Genomic DNA, 18,057 nt, shown 5'->3' with positions numbered 1-18,057 from the left:
GGCGGCCCCCGGCCCCGCTCAGGCCGGGGGCGGGCGCCGGGCGATGGCCCGGCCGCCGTGCACGAGCCGGTAGTAGAGCAGCAGCGCCATCCCGACCCCGCCGGAGAGCAGGTACATCACCGGGATCCCGACGGCGGCCGCCACCGCGCCGAGCACCATGGGGCCGAGGCCGGTGCCGAGGTCCAGGAGCAGGAAGAACGTGCCCGTGGCGACGCCGATCTCGGTGGGCCGGACCACCTTGATCGCGATGGTCTGGAACACGCTCACCACGGGCCCGTAGGTCAGCCCCAGCAGGGCGCCGGCCGCGAGCATGCCCGCCGGCTCCCGCCACAGCGCCAGCACCGCGTAGGAGACGGCCATGCCCGCGAGGATCGGGTAGACGACGGCGTTGTCCCCGTGCCGGTCGTGCAGCACGCCCAGGACGGCGCGGCCCACGATGGTGCCCGCGGCGAAGAGCAGGAAGAACAGGCTCGGCACCATCGCCGGGTAGCCCTGCTGCTGCGCGAACGTGGCCATGAACGCGAGGATGCCGCCGTACATGAACCCGGAGGCCAGGGCCACGCCCGCCGCCGGCGCCACCTCCGCGGAGAACACGTCCGCCCGGTGCAGCCGGAACCGGCCCGTCAGCGGCGGCTCGGGCACGCGCAGGAACAGGGCGATCAGCAGGGCCATGCCCGTGAAGCCGATGCACGCCCAGAACAGGGCGTCGTAGCCGAGGGTGGTGCTCAGCTGCAGGGCCACCATCGGCCCGACGGCGCCCGCGAGCGTCATGGACGTGGAGAACCAGCCGGTGCCCTCGGAGCGGCGCACGGGCGGGACGATCCGCTGCACGGCCGTGGCCAGCACGGTGCCGGCCGCGCCGAAGCACATGCCGTTGAGCAGCCGGACCGCGGTCAGCGTGGCCAGGGAGTCCGCCCAGAGGTACGCCGCCGTCGTGAGGACGTAGCAGGCCAAGGCGACGAGCAGGACCCGCCGCCGCCCCCACGCGAAGGTGGCGGGTGTCGTCGTCATGCGGGTGAGGACCGCGCCCAGCACGAACGCCCCCACCACGACGCCGGCCTCCGCGTCCGACGCGCCGAAGGACGTGACGGCGTAGAGCGCCATGGCGGTCATGAGCGTGTAGAAGATCATCGCCACGAACAGGTAGGTCGCGCTGACGAGGATGAACGGGCGCGTCCACAGCGGCGGGCGCGGGGCCGCCGTCGAGCCGGCGAGGTCGGAGGGCGGTGGGGCGGAGGGCATGACCTCCATGTTCCCCCACGGCACGAGGCCCCGGCCCGCTCGTGAAGAGCGGACCGGGGCCTCGGGTGCGCGTCGCGGGCGCGACGGGCTCAGAAGCGGATGATCACTTCTTGGCCTTGGCGGCCACGACCTGCAGCTGGACGGTCGCGATGACGTCCTCGTGCAGGCGGACCTGGGCCTCGTGGTTGCCCACGGACTTGATGTGCGCCGGCAGGGTGATCGAGCGCTTGTCCACGGAACCGAGGCCGGCGGCCTCGATCGCCTCGGCGACGTCGGCGGTCTGGACGGCGCCGAACAGGCGACCCTCCGCACCGGCGGTGCGCTCGAGCTTCACGGTGGCGGACTGGAGCTGCGCGGCCTGGGCCTGCGCGTCCTCCAGGTTCGCCACCGCGCGGGCCGCGCGGGCCTTCTGCAGGGACTCGACCTGCTTCTCCCCGCCCTTGGTCCACACGGTGGCGAAACCGCGCGGGAGCAGGTAGTTGCGGGCGTACCCGTTCTTGACCTCGACCACGTCACCGGAGGTGCCGAGACCGGCCACTTCCTGGGTCAGGATGAGCTTTGCCATCTGGGTGTTCCTTCCTTCGCTCGCTCGATCAGCCGCGGCCGGCGCCGGCGTAGGGCAGCAGGGCCACCTCGCGGGCGTTCTTGACGGCCTGGGCGATCTTGCGCTGCTCCTGGACGGTCACGCCGGTCACGCGACGGGCACGGATCTTCCCGCGGTCGGAGATGAACTTGCGCAGCAGGGCCACGTCCTTGTAGTCGATCTCGGTGATCTTGGCGGCCTTGAGCGGGTTGGACTTCGGTTTGGGCTTGCGGAGTTCAGCCTTCGCCATCGTGGTGCTCCTTCAGAGTTCTCTGGAGCCCGCAGAACGGTTCTGCGGGATGGGATCACGCGGCGTCCCGTGCGGGGCACGGGGCCGTGTGCAGTGCGGCCCGGCGGTGCCGGGTCGCGGGTGGGATGGGCCGCCGGGGCGGCCCTCCGGGCAAGGTGCGCCCGGACGGAGAGGTCCGTGGTGTTCCGTGTCCGTCGCGGCCGCGGGGGCCGCGCCCGGTCAGTGCAGGATCAGAACGGGGGCTCGTTGGAGGACGGGGTGTCCCATCCGCCGCCACCGCCGCCGGACCAGGGGTCCTGCGGTGCGGCCTGGCCGCCGCCCTGCTGCTGGCCGCCCCAGCCGCCGCCCTGCTGGGCGCCGCCGAAGCCGCCGTCGTTGTTCCCCCCGAAGCCGCCGCCGGCCGGGGCGCCGCCGAAGCCGCCCCCCTGCTGGCCGCCGCCGAAGCCACCGCCGCCGCCGCCGCGCTGGGCGCGGGTGACCTTGGCCGTGGCGAACCGCAGCGCCGGGCCGACCTCGTCCACGTCCAGCTCCCAGCTGGTGCGACGGTTGCCGTCCCGGTCGTCGTAGGAGCGCGCCCTGAGGCGGCCCTGCACGATCACGCGCATGCCCTTGGTCAGCGACTCCGCCACGTTCTCCGCGGCTTCACGCCAGACCGAGCAGCGCAGGAACAGCGCTTCGCCGTCCTTCCACTCGTTGGTCTGACGGTCGAACGTGCGGGGCGTGGACGCGACGGTGAAGTTCGCGACGGCCGCGCCGTTCGGGGTGAAGCGCAGCTCCGGGTCGGCGGTGAGGTTGCCGACCACGGTGATGACGGTCTCGCCTGCCATGGTCACTCCTGTCTTCGGGGGTTCTGCCGGTCAGTGACCGGATCCGGGGATCCGGGACTGCTCAGCGGGGTTCCGGTGGGGGCGTCGGGGACTGATCCGATGCTCTCAGACCCTCCGGACACGGTACGAGGATCACTCAGCGGTGATCTTCTGCTCCTCCGGACGGATGATCTTGGTGCGCAGGATCGTCTCGTTGAGGTTCAGCAGACGGTCCAGCTCCTGGGTGGCGGCCGGCTCCGACTGGAAGTTGACGACCACGTAGATGGCCTCGGACTTCTTCTGGATCTCGTAGGCGGTCTTGCGGCGACCCCACACGTCGATGTTGTCGACGGTGCCGCCGGCGTTCGTGACGACCTCGAGGTACTTCTTCAGGGTCGGCTCCACGGTGCGCTCGTCGACCTCAGGGTCGATCAGCACCATCAGCTCATAAGCACGCATGCGAACCCACCTCCTCTGGGCTTGCGGCCGCGGTCTCTCCGCGGCAGGAGGTTCTGCGTTCTCCCCTCACGCATGCATCCGCACTCTTCGGCGGCACGCAGGGGATCCCGTCAAGAATACCAGCATTGCGCCTCCGCAGATGAGGTGCCACCCCTAGGGGGCCGTGGGGTGGCCGGGGCTTGCCCTCGGTCGACGACGACGTACCTTGGAAGGAGGACACACATCCTGTGTCAAACCCCTCTCACGTTTCGGAGCATCCATGTCAGAGTCCACGTCGGCAGCGCCCCAGCCGTCCCAGTCCGTCCCCTCCCGCCGCCGAGTCGCCAGCAGCCTCGCGTGGGCGGTGCCGACCGTCGTCGCCGCCGCCGCTGCCCCCGCCGAGGCGGCCAGCCCTCTCCCGCGGATCGACCGCGTGTTCAGTATCCGCCGCGCCACCACAGCAGCCGTGCCCGGCGCGTCGGTGTCGGCCTGCGGCTCGGGTTCGACCCGCTTGAGCGTCACCACGGACGACGTCAATACCTACTACCGGATCGCCAATGTGCGCACCGGCTCCACGGTGACGGATGTGACCGCCTCCGTCCTGGTGCAGAAGGACATGGTGGATGCGATGGGGTCTCGGAACCCCCTCACCTGGACGAGCGCCACGACGGACTGGAGCACCCCCGTCCGTGAGGTCTCCGGGACCGGCAGTCCGGTCCTGTACACCAACAACGGCACCCGGTACTACCGCTACGTCAGCAAGCTCTCCACCCCGGTACCCGCCCCCGTCTCAGGCACCATCACCCTGCCGCGCATCGGGTGGTACAGCAACTGCAGCACGACCCTCGCCGGCGTGTCGGTCAGCGGCCGCGGCAGTGCCGTCGTGAACGGCATGACCTTGGACAATGTCGGCGACTTTCGGACGCTGTGACCCCGGGCCCCGCCGGCTGACGCAGCCCCGCGCACGCCGCACGTGGCAGCCGTCATCCCCCGCCGCGCCTCACACCCCGCGGAAGAACTCCCGCACGGCCGCCGTCAGGTGCTCCACGTCCCGCACGCCGCACATCTCGCGCGCCGAGTGCATGGACAGCAGGCCCAGGCCCACGTCCACGGTCCGGATGCCCAGGCGGGTCGCCGAGATCGGGCCGATGGTGGAGCCGCAGGGGACGTCGTTGTGGGAGACGAACTCCTGGAACGGCACCCCCGCCACGCCGCAGCAGCGGGCGAACGCGGCCTCTCCCCCCGCGTCGGTGGCGTAGCGCTGGTTGGCATTGATCTTCAGCAGCGGGCCGTGGTTCACGCGCGGGTGGTTCACGGGGTCATGCCGCTCGGCGTAGTTCGGGTGCACCAGGTGGCCGGCGTCCGCGGAGAGCAGCCAGGACCCCGCGATCGCCCGCGCGCGGCCCTGCCCGGCCACGCCGAGCACCTCGAGCACGCGCCCCATGACCTCCTCGAGCAGCGGACCGGCCGCCCCGGACCGCGACGCCGACCCCAGCTCCTCGTGGTCGAACGCGGCGAGCAGCGGGATCACCGGGGCGCCGGCCGCCTCACCGGCCACCCCGCCCGCGACGGTCCCCTCGTACGCGATCGCCCCCTCGGCGCCACCGTGTTCGCGCGCCAGCTCCTCGAGCGCCACGAGGCCCGCGTGCACCGAGCTCAGGTTGTCCAGCCGGCCCGACGCGAAGAACTCGCCCGCCAGCCCGAAGAGTCCGGGCGCCTGGGCGTCGGCCACCACGACGTCGTGCCCGCGCACCGCGGCCGGGTCCACGCCGGCGGCGGCCGCGAGCGCGGTCAGCACGTCACCGGGCACGCGGGCGGCCAGACCGTCGGCCTCCGCCTCGCCGGCGCCCTCGCCGCGCGGGGCGAGCGCCCCCACGACGGGGTTCGTGTGCCGCTGCCGCTTCAGCGTCAGCCCCTCGTTGACCTCGCGGTCCAGGTGGATGGCCAGCTGCGGGATGCGCCCCACGGGCCCGGTCGCGGCGAGCACCTGCGTGCCGTCGTCGAGGGCGAGACGCCCGGCGAACCGCAGCTCACGGTCCAGCCACGAGTTCAGCAGCGGGCCGCCGTACACCTCGACGCCGGCCTGCACCCAGCCGTCGGCCGTCACGGTGGCCGGGTTCGGCTTGAGCTTGAACCCCGGCGAGTCCGTGTGCGCCCCGAGCACGCGGAACACCGGCACGACGTCGGCGCTCGGCCCCGCCTCGTCCGGCCCGGCCACGCGCGGCTCAGCGCCCGCGGCCCGGCCCAGCGCCCCGGCGCCCGTCGGCACGATCCAGGCCACCGCCGCGCCGTCGCGCACCACCACATAGCCGCCCGGGGCCGACGGGAAGTCGACCGTCTCGTCCAGCCGGGTGAAGCCGACGGCCTCCAGACGGCGTGCGACCTCCTCCGCGGCGTGGTAGCTGGAGGGCGAGGCGGTCACGAACTCGGCCAGGTCCCGCAGGTGGGCGGGCATCTCGGCGACGGTGTCACGGGTCACGGGGGTCATGCCCCGACCGTACCGCGCCCCGTCACCCCGTCCGGCTACCCTGGCCCGGAGGCGGGCCCGCTGCATCGCCCGCCCCGTCAGCGCAGGAGGAGCCCGCCGTGGACATCATGATCGCCGTCGCCGTGGGGGTCTTCCTCCTGGTGGCGTGGACCGTGGGCGGCTGGGCCATCGTGCGGATGGGCTTCACCCGGGACGGGGACGCGGCCCGCGCCCCCGCCCACGACGCACACGACGACGGCGCCGCGCGTCCGGTGCACCCCGGCGCGGCCGCGGACCCGGCCACCGACCCCCACGTGATGTGGCGCGAGCAGATGAAGGCGGCCACGGCCGCCTCCGGGGCGCAGTGCGTCTGCCCGCCGCCGCCCCGCGAGGACGGCGCCGCCGCGGCGGGGACGACCGCGCCGCCGTCGTCCCCGGACTGCCCGATCCACCGCTGGGACTACGCCTGAACCGCGGCCGGTCGGCCTGAGCGCCCCTGGGCCGGTCCGGCGTACGCGCCGGCGAGCGGGTCGGTGTCCGGGTGGCCGCCGTGGTCGCGCTTCACGAGGTCCTCGGCCGGGTGCAGCATCTCCCACACGACGCGCCCGCACAGCCACAGCACCGCGAGCATGTGCGCGAGGATCGCGGCCACGTAGACGGAGTCGTCCATGGAGTGCTGCGGCGGGGTCTCGGCCACCCCCTTGGCCAAGTACATCCACACGGCGAAGAAGTGCAGCGCCTCCACCGTCTGCCACACCCAGAAGTCCCGCCACCGCGGCAGGGCGAGCGCCAGGAGCGGGATCAGCCAGACCACGAACTGCGGTGAGTACACCTTGTTGGTGAGCACGAACGCCGCCACCACCAGGAACGTCAGCTGCGCCAGCCGCGGGGTGTGCCGCACCCGCACGCCGAGCACGAAGATCCCCAGGCAGCACACCGCGAAGGTCCCGTAGGCCAGCAGGGTCAGGGAGTCCTCCGGAACGAACGCCCACCCGGCCTGCGCGGCGGTCACGTCCCACGCGTGCCACACGCTGGACAGGCCCGGCCCGCGCTCGCCGGAGAAGGTGAAGAACACGGACCACGCCTGGACGTTCACGACCATGAGCGGCACGTTGACCGCCGCCCACGCCGCCACCGTGCCCCCGGCCGCGAGCAGGAACGGCCGCCACCGCCGCGAGCGCACCGCCAGGATCAGCAGCGGCCCCAGGATCAGCAGCGGATACAGCTTCATGGCCGCGCCGAGGCCGAACAGCACCCCCGCCGTCAGGGACCGGCCGCGCGACCACGCGTACATGCCGCACGCCAGCAGGGCCACGGCCCACAGGTCCCAGTTGATGGTGCCGGCCAGCACGATCCCCGGGGCCACGGCCACCATGAGCCCGTCCGTCCACCGGCGCCCCGCCATCCGGACGGTCAGCACCGCGACGACGGCCCACAGCACCACCACGAACCCGAAGTTCACGAGCCAGAACACCACCGTGCCCTGCTCCGGCGAGAACGGCAGCGCCTGCGTGATCCAGGCCGCCACCGAGCCCACGACGGACATCAGCACGGGGTACTCGAACGTGGAGCCCGCCCGGAACGGCGCCCACGGGTCCGCCGCGAACCCGCGCCCGCCGTAGAGCGCGGCCCAGTCCGAGTAGCAGCCCGCGTAGTAGACGTCCGGGGCGCCCCAGCCGTGCAGCAGGCACGGCGACTTCTGCAGCACGGTCACGACGGCGGCCAGAGCCACCAGCAGCGCCGTCAGCGCCACGGGCCCGGCCCAGGAGCCGGTCCCCCGTCCGGGGCCGTTCGCCGCGAGGCCGCCGGCGAGCTGGAAGCGGCCGCCGCGCTCACCGGGGGCGGGCAGGGCCCCGGACGGTGCGCTGTCAGCGGAACGCCCGGCGGGGGCGCCCGGGGCGGTCACGGCGTCGCTCGGGGCGCCGTCCGCGGCGTGAGTGGGCGGCTCGCTGGGGGTCGCGGCGTGCGCGGGGGCCGGTCTCATGCCCCCATCCTAGGAAGCCGCCCGGACACCGGACGGGCGGGGCCGCCGTCGTCGGTCGTAGACTGGCGGGGTTGATCCCCGGGTGAGCGCCCCGCCGAACGGCGTGGGCCCCCTGCGCGCGCTCCGCGTGCCCGCACCCGTTCCGGACAGTCGAGGAGAGAACCAGACCGTGGCCACCAATCCCATCCGCGTCGCCATCGCCGGCGTGGGCAACTGCGCAACATCCCTCATCCAGGGTGTGGAGTACTACCGCGAGGCGAAGGCCACGGACACGGTCCCAGGCCTGATGCACGTGCAGTTCGGCGACTACCACGTGTCCGACCTCGAGTTCGTGGCCGCGTTCGACGTGGACGCGAAGAAGGTCGGCCTCGACCTGTCCGAGGCCATCACCGCCTCCGAGAACAACACCATCAAGATCGCGGACGTGCCCCACGCGGACGTCACCGTCCAGCGCGGCCCCACCCTGGACGGCCTCGGCAAGTACTACGCCGAGACCATCGAGGAGTCGGAGGCCGAGCCCGTGGACGTGGCCCAGGCCCTCCGCGACGCGGAGGTGGACGTGCTGGTCTGCTACCTGCCCGTCGGCTCGCAGCTGGCCACCGAGCACTACGCCCAGGCCGCGATCGACGCCGGCGTCGCGTTCGTGAACGCCCTGCCCGTGTTCATCGCCGGCACCCCGGAGTGGGCCGAGAAGTTCACCGCCGCGGGTGTGCCGATCGTGGGCGACGACATCAAGTCCCAGATCGGCGCCACCATCACCCACCGCGTGATGGCCAAGCTGTTCGAGGACCGCGGCGTCACCCTGGACCGCACCTACCAGCTCAACGTGGGCGGCAACATGGACTTCAAGAACATGCTCGAGCGTGAGCGCCTGGAGTCCAAGAAGATCTCCAAGACGCAGGCCGTCACCTCCAACACCTCCGCGCAGCTGGGCGAGAAGGACGTGCACATCGGCCCGTCCGACTACGTGGCCTGGCTCGACGACCGCAAGTGGGCGTTCGTGCGCCTCGAGGGCCGCAACTTCGGCGACGCCCCGGTCTCGCTCGAGTACAAGCTCGAGGTGTGGGACTCCCCCAACTCGGCCGGCGTGATCATCGACGCCGTGCGTGCCGCGAAGATCGCCCTGGACCGCGGCATCGGCGGCCCGATCCTCTCGGCCTCGTCCTACTTCATGAAGTCCCCGCCCGTGCAGCACAACGACGACGCGGCGCACGAGCTCGTGGAGGCCTTCATCCGCGGCGACATCGAGCGCTGACCCGCCCGGTCCCCGCGGACCGCGCACGACGCCGGCCCGTCGCCTTCCCCGTGGAGGTGACGGGCCGGCGTCGTCGTGGGGGCGCGTGCCGCCCCGGCCACCGCGCTTAGCGCCGCGTGCCGAGCCGGTCCTCGATGGTGAGCCGGACGAGCTGGGCATACATGGCCTGGCCGTCGGCGCGGGGGTGCACGCCGTCGGCGGAGAAGTCCGTGACGTGCTGCTTCGCCGCGGCGTCCCAGTCCGCCAGGACGATCCGGTCCGGGTGGGCCTTGGCCTGCGCCTCCATCTGCACCTGCACGTCCGCGATCCAGTCCATCGGGCCGTGCGGCACCACGAGCACGAGCAGTCGGTCCTCGCCGACGGCCGCCAGGATCTTCTCCCAGTCGCCCCGATGGGTGGTGCCGTTGGCGCCCAGGGCCACCACGACGACGTCGCTCAGCTGGCCGTCCGCCTCGAGCTTCTCGAGCTCGTCCGCGGCGTCCCAGATCTGGTAGCCCACCTCCGCCTCCAGCAGCATCCCCGGCAGTTGCTCCATGAGCTTTGGCGCGGCCGAGAGCGAGACGGAGTCGCCGATCAGGGTGACGTCCGGGCCGAGCTCGGACGGCGGCAGGGCCGCGGTGAGCTGCTCCTTGGAGTACGTGGGGCGCGTGACGGCCGGGTCGCCGAGCCCGAGCCCGGATGGCTCGGCGGACGACCCGGGCGAGGGCGTCGCACCGGCGGAGCCCTCCGCGTCCCCGGGGGCGGCCGAGCCGGGTGCCCCCGAGGCCGACGCCTCGGCCCGCTTCGACTGCTCCGCCGCGCGGGACTCGCGGGCCGCCTGCTGCGCCGCCTCGGCGGCCTTGAGGGACTCCTCCGCCTGGGCGATGTCCTGCTCGAGCTGAGTCTGCGCGGGCGAGTGCACCACGGCGGCCACGGCCGCCGCGGGGACGGCCACGAGCCCCAGCGCCGTGGCGGCGGCCGCGAGCCGGCCGATCGGCCCGGCCCCGCCCGTGAACGCCCGCCGCGCGGCCGCGCCCCAGCCGCCGAAGGCGCCCCTGAACCCCTCGTGGAGGATGGGCTCCTCGATCAGCCGGGTGCTCAGGTCGGCGATCAGGGCGGTCAGCAGCAGGATCGCGCCGGCGGCCACGGGCTCGACCCACCCGGGGGCGTCCACGGGCACCATCACGCGCATGATCACGAGCAGCGGCCAGTGCCACAGGTACGCGGCGTAGGAGCGGCGCCCCCACCAGCGCAGGAACCCGTTGCCCAGCACGCGCGAGAGCGAGTCGCGCCGGTCACCCTGCACCACGTGCCAGACGATGAACGCGACGACGGCGGACAGGCCCGCCAGCACCCCGCGGTACGTGCTCGCGTGGCCGCCGTCGACCAGGGCGAATCCCGCCGCGAGCACCGCGACGGCGCCCCACGCGACGGCCACCCGCGTGGCCGAGGTCCGCGGCTCGGGGCCGCCGTGCTCGGGCCGGGGCACGTGGGCCAGGCCGATCGCCACGCACGCGCCGAACAGCAGGCCGAAGGCGTGGGTGTCCGTGCCGAAGTAGAGGCGGGCCTGCTCGAACCCGTGCCACGAGCCCCAGGCCATCCACGCCGCGGAGGCCACGGCCGCGACCGCGACCGCGAGGATGCGGCGTCGGTCCGCCACCCGCCCCGAGTTCACCGTGCTGCGCGGCGGCCAGGTGAGCAGGAGCAGCCCCCAGAGGAGCAGGGGCCAGAGGATGTAGAACTGCTCCTCGATCGCCAGGGACCACAGGTGCTCGAACAGAGGCGGCGAGGCGCGGTTGAAGTAGTCCCCGCCCTCGAGGATCATCACCCAGTTGCTGGTGTAGGTCAGGGCGCCGAACCATTGGCGGCCCAGGCCCGCGGGGAACTCGTCCACCGCCAGCCACGCGAGCGCGGTGGTGCCCACGAGCGCCATCAGCATGGCCGGGATGAGGCGTCGGACGCGCTTCATCCAGAAGGTGCCCAGCGCCACGCCCCGGCCCGCGTCCACACCACGGACCAGGCCGGTGGTGATGAGGAAGCCGGAGAGCACGAAGAACATGTCCACGCCCACGAACCCGCCGCGCAGGAAGGTGGGCCAGGCGTGGAAGACGAGCACGGCGAGCACCGCGATCCCCCGCAGCCCGTCGAGGGCGGTGACCCGTCCGGGGCCGCGACTGATCCGCGTGCCGACCTTGACGGCGGGCACGCCGTCCTGGGGCGGCAGGGCATGGCGGGGCGCGGACACGGTGCGCTGGTCGGAACTCACAGCGGTCGATCATCCCATCCGGACCTGGATGGGCCAAAGCCTCCGGCTATCCCCCGCAGGCCCCACCGCGTTGGGGGCGGTTTCCGGCGGTATTCCGCTCCCACAGCACCGGGTTCCGCCCCCGGAGGCGGGGGTGCGGGCGCCGGTCAGTGGTTCCGCAGCGCCTCGATGAGCTCATCCTTGGTCATCGTGGAGCGGCCCTCGATGTCGAGCTCGCGGGCCCGCTTCGCGAGCTCGTCCTTGGTCCAGTCCGCGTAGGAGCCGGCCTCGCCGCCGCGCTCGGCGACCTCGTCCCGGCCGTCCCGGGCGGACGCGTTGGCGATCCGCGCGGCCTTCTCCTCGCTCGCGCCCTCGCGGCGCAGCGCCTCGTAGACCTCGGGGTCCTTGATGCTGGACGTGCCGGGGCCCATGGGGGCGCCGTTCTTCTCGGTCTTCTTCTCAGCCATGCGGCCAGTGTGGTCCCGGCCCGACGCCGGGTGGAAGGCCCGCCGCGCCGACTCAGTCCTGCTGGGCCTCCGGCTGCTCGGCCCACCAGCGCCGCAGCTCCGCCTCGGCCTCGGCCGGCTCGTGTGGGCCCTCGTCGAGGCGCCACTCGAGCAGGTGGTTGTACGCCCGGCCCACCACCGGGCCCGGGCGGATCCCCAGCAGCGCCATGATCTGCTGCCCGTCCAGGTCCGGCCGGACGGCGGCGAGCTCCTCGGCCTCGGCGATCTCGGCGATGCGCCGCTCGAGGTCGTCGTACGCATGGGCCAGCCGCTCGGCCTTGCGCCGGTTGCGGGTGGTCACGTCCGAGCGGGTCAGCGCGTGCAGGCGGGGCAGCAGGTCGCCGGCGTCGTGGGCGTACCGGCGGACGGCGGAGTCGGTCCAGCCGGCGTCGCCGTAGCCGTAGAACCGCATGTGCAGCTCCACCAGGCGGGCCACCGCCTTGATCGTGTCGTTGTCGAACTTCAGGGCGCGCAGCCGCTTGCGGACGAGCTTGGCGCCCACGGTCTCGTGGTGCCGGAAGGTGACGGCCCCGCCCTTCTCGAAGCGGCGCGTGGCCGGCTTGCCGACGTCGTGCAGTAGCGCCGCCAGGCGCAGCACGGGGTCGGGGGTCGACGGCGCGTACTCGCCCTCCAGCTCCATGGCCTGCTCCAGCACGGTCAGGGAGTGGGCGTAGACGTCCTTGTGGCGATGGTGCTCGTCCGACTCGAGCTGCAGGGCGGGCAGCTCGGGCAGGACGTGGTCGGCCAGGCCGGTGCGCACGAGCAGGTCGAGGCCGGCGCGCGGGTGCGCCCCGCACACGAGCTTGACGAGCTCCTCGCGGACGCGTTCGGCGGAGACGATCGTGATCCGCTCGGCCATCGCGGTCATGGCCTGCTCCACCTCGGGGGCCACGGCGAAGCCGAGCTGGGAGGCGAACCGGGCGGCGCGCATCATGCGCAGCGGATCGTCGGAGAAGGAGTCCTCGGGGGTGCCGGGGGTGCGCAGCACGCCGGCGTGCAGGTCCCGCATGCCGCCGAAGGGGTCCACGAGCTCGAGGGCGGGCAGGCGCAGGGCCATGGCGTTGACGGTGAAGTCGCGGCGCAGCAGGTCGTCCTCGAGGCTGTCGCCGAAGGCCACCTGCGGCTTGCGGCTGGCCGGGTCGTACTGCTCGGCCCGGTAGGTGGTGACCTCGAGCTGCCAGCCGGCCTTGCGGAAGCCGATGGTCCCGAACCGCCGCCCCACGTCCCACGTGGCGTCCGCCCAGCCGGCGCCCACGGCCTCGGACGCGTCCGGGTCGGCGTCCGTGGTGAAGTCCAGGTCCAGCGACGGCCGCCCCAGGAAGAGGTCGCGGACCGGCCCGCCCACCAGGGAGAGCTCGTGGCCGGCGGCCTCGAACCTCCGCCCCAGCTCCACGACGACGGCGGGCAGGGTGGCGTCCGCGGGGAAGCCGGGGGGCAACGCGTGGGTGGCGGTGGTCAGATCCATGATGCCTACAAGGGTGCCAGACGGTCCCGGCACGGGCCCGCGCGGGCCGGGCTAGAGTTGACGGCATGACCCGCCCCGATCCCTCCGCGCACCGGGGCGCCCCCCTGCCCTCCGCGCTGGAGGCGTGGCGTCGCCGGCCGCAGCCGCCTCTGCGCCCCGTCACCCCGGCCCCCGCGGGACCCCGTTCCGCCGGTGCCGCCTCCCTGCCCACGGTGGAAGAGGTATCCGCCGGCGGCGTCATCGTCCGCGAGCACGACGGCGGCCTCGAGGTGGCCGTGATCGCCCGCTACAACCGCGGTGGCCGGCTCGAGTGGTGCCTGCCCAAGGGCCATCCCGAGGGCGAGGAGGACCACCGGCAGGCGGCCGTGCGCGAGGTGGAGGAGGAGACCGGGATCGCCGGCCACATCCTCGAGCCGCTCGGCGCGATCGACTACTGGTTCACAGTCGCCCGGCACCGCGTCCACAAGACCGTGCACCACTTCCTGCTGCGCGCCACAGGCGGCGAGCTGACCACGGAGAACGACCCGGACCACGAGGCCGTGGACGTCGCATGGGTGCGCCTCGAGGACGTCGCGCGCCGCCTCTCCTTCGCCAACGAGCGCCGGATCGTCGACCTGGCCCGCCAGGTGGTCGACCAGCACTTCCCCCCGGGCGGCGCCCGGAGCCCCCGCCCCTGATCCACCGCCCCCGGCACGGGGCCTTCCGACCACGATTGGGTGACCCTTGAGCAGCAGACCCGCCCCGCGCCGAGCGCAGGACCCCGCCCACGCCGGCGTCGCCGACGAGGAGCCGACGACGACGGACCCCGACCCCGCCACGGATCCGGCCACCCCGCCCGCCGCGGATCCCGGGGACGAGACCCCCGAGGGCGAGCGCCGCGCCGGCCGGTCCACCGCGATCATGGCCTCCGGCACGCTCCTCTCCCGCGTGCTGGGCCTCGTCCGTGCGACGCTGGTGACGGTGGCGATCGGCCTGTCCGCGGACATGGCCGACATCTTCGAGATCGCCAACTCCCTGCCGAACGTGATCTACCTGCTCCTGGTGGGCGGCGTGTTCAACGTGGTGCTCGTGCCGCAGCTGATCAAGCACGCCCGCGACGCCGACCGGGGCGCGGACTACACCTCCCGCCTGATGACGCTCGGCACGCTCGTGATGCTCGCCGGCACGGTGGTGGTCATGCTGGCGGCGGCCCCGCTCATGACGGCCCTGACCCGCGGCTGGTCGCCGGAGAAGCTCGAGATGGCCACCGTGTTCGCCCTGTGGTGTCTGCCCCAGGTGTTCTTCTACGGCATGTACGCGTTGGTGGGGCAGGTGCTCAACGCCAACGGGCGCTTCGGTGCCTACATGTGGGCGCCGGTGCTGAACAACGTCGTCGCGATCGGTGCGATCGTGCTGTACCTGGGCATGTTCGGGGCGTACCGGGCCGGGGACGACCTCGCCGGGTGGACGACCGCGCAGACGGTCGTGCTGGCCGGCGGCCACACCCTGGGTGTCGCGCTGCAGGCGGTGATCCTCTTCCTGCCGCTGCGCGGGCTCGGCCTGGGTCTGCGCCCGCGGTTCGGCTGGAAGGGCATCGGCCTGCGGGACACCGGCCGGATCGCCGGGTACACCCTGGTCACGATGGTCGCCACGAACGTGGTGCTCCTGCTGTGCCAGCGGTACGTCACCTCCGCCACGGAGGCCCGCGACCGCGGTGAGCTGCGCATCCCAGGCACCGAGACCTGGAGCGCCGAGATGGCGCAGGCGGCCATCCCCGGTGTGGCCGCGTACAACATGGCGATGCTGATGGCCGTGCTGCCCCATTCGGTGTTCGTGCTCTCCCTGGCCACCGTGCTCTTCAACCGGCTGGCCCGCGCCATGGGCCGCCAGGACATGTCCGCGGTCCGGCGCACGACGGCGCAGGGTCTGCGCGCGTTCACCGTGCCGCTGATGTTCTGCCTCGCCGGCGTGGTGGTCCTGGCGGGCCCCCTGGGCCGCGTCTTCGGCTCGACGGCCGAGACGGCGATGGTGGCCGGCATCGCGGTGGGCTCGGTCCTGCTCGCGCTGGCGCTGTCCATTCCGTTCCGCTCGGGCTCCTTCTATCTGCTGCGCGTGTTCTACGCCGCCGAGGACGCCAAGGTGCCGATGGTGGTCCAGGTCAGCGGCTCGCTCCTGATGCTGTTGCTCTCCTGGGCGGGCGCGATGCTGCTGCCGCTGTGGTCCATGGCCCTGTGGGTCGCGTTCGCCTCGTCCGTCTCGTACGTGTACCAGTTCGTCCTGACCCATGTGCTCACCGTGCGCCGGTTCGGGGACTACGGCCTCGCGTCCGTGCTGCGTGCCCACGTCCAGACGGGCCTGGCCGCGCTGGCCGCGGCGGCCGCGGGCGTCGTCGTCGTGTGGCTGCTGGGCGGGTACACCGGCGGGTTCGCGTGGAACTCCATCGGGACGGCGCTGCTCACGTGCGCGGTGGCGGCCGTGGCGATGGGTCCGGTGTACCTGGTGGTGCTGCGGGCCATGCGGTTCCCCGAGCTGGACGACGCCCTCCGGCCGCTCGTCGCCCGCGTGCCGGCGCTGGGTCGTCTGCTGCGCGTCGGCTGATCTCTGGCCGCGACGGCCACGCCACGTATCATCGGATTCCGACCCCGTCGTCAGGAGAAGAGCCCGTGCCCCAGCCCATCGCCGTCGGCGCCGTCCTGGGCGGCCGCTATCGCATCACCCAGCACGTGGTGACGTCCGCGGACCAGGACATGGTGTTCCTGGGCACGGACCAGGTGCTCAACCGCCGCGTCACCGTGCTCGTGGCCTCACGTGAGAACGCCACGCAGGTGGCCTCGTCCGCGCGGGAGCTGGCCACGGGCGAGCGCACCGACGACGTGCAGGTGCTCGACCTGGGGCTGTCCGAGGGCCGCACGTACCTGATCGCAGGCGGGGACCCCGACCCGGACGTCCTGCTGGGTCTGGCGTACCCGCAGGAGCTGTACGTGGAGCCGTTCCAGACGGACAGCCTCGGCTCCGAGCTGTTCGGCGAGTCGCGGACCGGAGACCCCCACGCCTACGACGACGACGAGGCGTACTACACCGACCTCGACCGCCGGCTCCGCGCGGACGAGGACGAGGCCCAGCGTCGTCCCGGGTTCCTGAACCGCCTCTCCGAGCGCCTCGCCGAGCGGGTCCGTCCCTCCGACGGCACCGCGGCGAAGGCGGCCGCCGGGGCGTCGGCCCTGGCCGCGGCGGACGCCGCCACCCGGAAGCAGCAGGAGGAGCGCGAGCGGGCCGAGCGGGAGGCCGCCGAGCGGGCCGAGCGGGAGCGCAAGGAGGCTGAGGAGAGGGCCCGCGCCGAACGGGAGGCCGCGGAGCGGGCCGAGCGGGAGCGCAAGGAGGCCGCCGAGCGCGCAGAACGCGAGCGCCGGGAGGCGGAGGAGCGTGCCGAGGAGGAGCGCCGCGCCGAGGCCGAGCGCGCCCGTCGCCAGGCGGAGCAGGAGGCTGAGGAGCGGGCCGCGCGCGAGCGGGAGGCCGAGCAGGCCCGGCTGGCCGCGGAGCGGGAGGAGGCCGAGCGCCGCGAGCTCGAGCGCCGGGCCGAGGCCCGCCGTCGTGCCGAGGAGGAGCGGGCCCGGGAGGCCGAGCGGCGCGAGGCTGAGAAGCGCGCGGCCCAGGAACGCGAGGCCGCGGAGCGCGAAGCTGAGAAGCGCGAGGCCCAGGCGGGCACCGCCGCACTCCCGGCTGTCGCGGCGGGGGCCGCCGCCGCGCAGACCACCGACGCCGATGCCGACGGGGCCACGCCGCCCACCGAGCCCGTCGAGCCCGTGGCGGCCGAGAAGACCGACGCGCCGGAGCCGGTCGCCCCGGACACCGAGGCGATCCCCGTGCGGCGCCAGCGCCCCGTCCCCCGCCGAGCGATCGTGGCCGAGTCCGCGCCGCCCGTCCACGAGGAGTCCCGCGGCACGGCCGCGCCGGTGGCTGCCGGGGCCGGGGCCGCAACGGCGGCCGCCGGTGCGACGGCCGCCGCCGCGGCTCCGAATGCTGAAGCTGCCCCGGCCACCACCGGGGGCGACGACGGCGCCACGGTGGCCGACCCGGGCGACGGCAACGGCCGCACGCGCGGCGGCGGTCCGCTGGCCCTGCTCCTCGTGCTCGGCCTGCTGGCCGCACTCGTCGTGGGCGGGGTGCTGCTGGCCCAGAACCTGCGCGGCGGGCCGACCCCGCAGGCCGCGGCCGCGTCGTCCGGGTCCGGGTCGTCCGAGTCCGCATCGGACACCCCGTCGCCGTCGGAGAGCACCAGCCCCTCCCCCACCCCGACCAGCGAGAGCGCCGCGGCCGCCCCGCAGCCCGTCCAGGCTCTGCGCTCGGTGCCGGACCTGCCGGAGCACGAGGCCGAGCACGACGCGGACCTGAGCAACCTCATCGACGGCGACCCCACCACCGTGTGGCGCACCTTCGCCTACGCACGGCCGAACTTCGGCGGCTATGTGGAGAGCATGAACCTCGTGGTCCAGCTCGAGGAGCGCACCGAGGTGAACGAGGTGACCCTGCAGAGCACGGGGGCCACCGGTGGCGCCTGGTTCGCCTACATCGCCGACTCCCCCGAGGGCGCGAACGCCAAGGAGATCGGCAACGGCACCTTCGACCAGGACACCGTCTCCATCCCCGTGCCCTTCGAGGGCGCCGAGGCCGAGGCCGAGTACGTGATCGTCAGCCTCACCTCGCTGCCCCAGCTGGAGGGCACGACGTCGGACCTCCCGTTCGGCCTGCGCCTCGGCGAGATCGCCGTCCGCTGACCCCGCGCCCAGGCGACGGCGCGCCGGACCTTCCGGCCGCCGTCGCCGGACGTCGCTGCACCGCGGCCCGACACCGCGGAATA

The 18,057-nt window shown here is 73.7% G+C and carries 16 protein-coding genes; 6 read left to right on the top strand and 10 right to left on the bottom strand.

The annotated features are described in order from the left end of the window. Nucleotides 1-18: 18 nt before the first annotated feature. The 5 genes from HDA34_RS06995 to rpsF all read right to left on the bottom strand — a co-directional run bounded on the left by HDA34_RS06995 (nucleotide 19) and on the right by rpsF (nucleotide 3,340). A complete protein-coding gene (locus HDA34_RS06995; protein WP_233437102.1) occupies nucleotides 19-1,242 on the bottom strand; it encodes an MFS transporter in 1,224 nt (407 codons plus the stop codon). 103 nt (nucleotides 1,243-1,345) lie between these two features. Then, a complete protein-coding gene (gene rplI, locus HDA34_RS06990; protein ID WP_002857787.1) occupies nucleotides 1,346-1,807 on the bottom strand; it encodes a 50S ribosomal protein L9 in 462 nt (153 codons plus the stop codon). 28 nt (nucleotides 1,808-1,835) lie between these two features. Then, a complete protein-coding gene (gene rpsR, locus HDA34_RS06985; protein ID WP_002857788.1) occupies nucleotides 1,836-2,075 on the bottom strand; it encodes a 30S ribosomal protein S18 in 240 nt (79 codons plus the stop codon). Between the two features lie 230 nt (nucleotides 2,076-2,305). Beyond that, nucleotides 2,306-2,902 (bottom strand): single-stranded DNA-binding protein, encoded by a 597-nt coding sequence (locus HDA34_RS06980; RefSeq protein ID WP_044659956.1) that lies wholly within the window; start codon nucleotides 2,900-2,902, stop codon nucleotides 2,306-2,308. A 132-nt stretch (nucleotides 2,903-3,034) separates the two neighbouring features. Continuing rightward, entirely contained in the window at nucleotides 3,035-3,340 is a 306-nt protein-coding gene (gene rpsF, locus HDA34_RS06975; protein WP_002857790.1) for a 30S ribosomal protein S6, read from the bottom strand. 343 nt (nucleotides 3,341-3,683) lie between these two features. Here rpsF and HDA34_RS06970 point away from each other — a divergent pair, with 343 nt between their 5' ends. Further along, nucleotides 3,684-4,250 (top strand): hypothetical protein, encoded by a 567-nt coding sequence (locus HDA34_RS06970; RefSeq protein WP_134377481.1) that lies wholly within the window; start codon nucleotides 3,684-3,686, stop codon nucleotides 4,248-4,250. Between the two features lie 69 nt (nucleotides 4,251-4,319). Here the strand turns inward: HDA34_RS06970 and HDA34_RS06965 are convergent, their stop codons facing one another. Next, nucleotides 4,320-5,807, bottom strand: coding sequence for a M18 family aminopeptidase (locus tag HDA34_RS06965; RefSeq protein ID WP_129867166.1), 1,488 nt, complete (start codon nucleotides 5,805-5,807; stop codon nucleotides 4,320-4,322). A 107-nt stretch (nucleotides 5,808-5,914) separates the two neighbouring features. On the opposite strand from HDA34_RS06965, the gene HDA34_RS06960 reads away from it, so the two are divergent. Further along, nucleotides 5,915-6,256, top strand: a complete 342-nt coding sequence (locus HDA34_RS06960; protein WP_220482316.1) for a hypothetical protein — start codon at nucleotides 5,915-5,917, stop codon at nucleotides 6,254-6,256. Here the strand turns inward: HDA34_RS06960 and HDA34_RS06955 are convergent. Beyond that, nucleotides 6,247-7,770 (bottom strand): glycosyltransferase family 87 protein, encoded by a 1,524-nt coding sequence (locus tag HDA34_RS06955; RefSeq protein ID WP_134377482.1) that lies wholly within the window; start codon nucleotides 7,768-7,770, stop codon nucleotides 6,247-6,249. The genes HDA34_RS06960 and HDA34_RS06955 overlap by 10 nt on opposite strands. Nucleotides 7,771-7,939: 169 nt before the next feature. Between HDA34_RS06955 and HDA34_RS06950 the strand changes: the two genes are divergently transcribed. Next, nucleotides 7,940-9,025 carry an inositol-3-phosphate synthase gene (locus tag HDA34_RS06950; protein ID WP_002857798.1) on the top strand — a complete coding sequence of 362 codons (1,086 nt, stop codon included), beginning with the start codon at nucleotides 7,940-7,942 and terminating at the stop codon, nucleotides 9,023-9,025. A 106-nt stretch (nucleotides 9,026-9,131) separates the two neighbouring features. On the opposite strand, the gene HDA34_RS11865 is transcribed toward HDA34_RS06950, so the two are convergent. The 3 genes from HDA34_RS11865 to HDA34_RS06930 form a co-directional block, all read right to left on the bottom strand. Then, entirely contained in the window at nucleotides 9,132-11,270 is a 2,139-nt protein-coding gene (locus tag HDA34_RS11865; protein WP_220482128.1) for an acyltransferase family protein, read from the bottom strand. 146 nt (nucleotides 11,271-11,416) lie between these two features. Then, the gene (locus HDA34_RS06935) at nucleotides 11,417-11,716 is read right to left on the bottom strand and encodes a DUF7218 family protein (RefSeq protein ID WP_061867469.1); all 300 of its coding nucleotides are present in this window, start codon (nucleotides 11,714-11,716) and stop codon (nucleotides 11,417-11,419) included. A 52-nt stretch (nucleotides 11,717-11,768) separates the two neighbouring features. Then, nucleotides 11,769-13,220, bottom strand: a complete 1,452-nt coding sequence (locus tag HDA34_RS06930) for a CCA tRNA nucleotidyltransferase (RefSeq protein ID WP_134377484.1) — start codon at nucleotides 13,218-13,220, stop codon at nucleotides 11,769-11,771. 65 nt (nucleotides 13,221-13,285) lie between these two features. Between HDA34_RS06930 and HDA34_RS06925 the strand changes: the two genes are divergently transcribed. The 3 genes from HDA34_RS06925 to HDA34_RS06915 all read left to right on the top strand — a co-directional run bounded on the left by HDA34_RS06925 (nucleotide 13,286) and on the right by HDA34_RS06915 (nucleotide 17,974). Beyond that, on the top strand, nucleotides 13,286-13,897 hold the full coding sequence (locus HDA34_RS06925) for an NUDIX hydrolase (RefSeq protein WP_134377485.1): 612 nt from the start codon (nucleotides 13,286-13,288) through the stop codon (nucleotides 13,895-13,897). A 46-nt stretch (nucleotides 13,898-13,943) separates the two neighbouring features. Then, nucleotides 13,944-15,797: a murein biosynthesis integral membrane protein MurJ gene (gene murJ, locus HDA34_RS06920; RefSeq protein ID WP_134377486.1), complete on the top strand. Its 1,854-nt coding sequence runs from the start codon at nucleotides 13,944-13,946 to the stop codon at nucleotides 15,795-15,797. 65 nt (nucleotides 15,798-15,862) lie between these two features. Continuing rightward, nucleotides 15,863-17,974, top strand: coding sequence for a hypothetical protein (locus tag HDA34_RS06915; protein WP_134377487.1), 2,112 nt, complete (start codon nucleotides 15,863-15,865; stop codon nucleotides 17,972-17,974). Nucleotides 17,975-18,057 lie beyond the last annotated feature (83 nt).

Origin of the sequence: Micrococcus luteus (assembly GCF_014138885.1) — a bacterium.
Taxonomy (GTDB): domain Bacteria; phylum Actinomycetota; class Actinomycetes; order Actinomycetales; family Micrococcaceae; genus Micrococcus; species Micrococcus luteus.
Note: the sequence above shows the minus strand (reverse complement) of the source record. Positions and strands in the feature narration are given on the sequence as shown.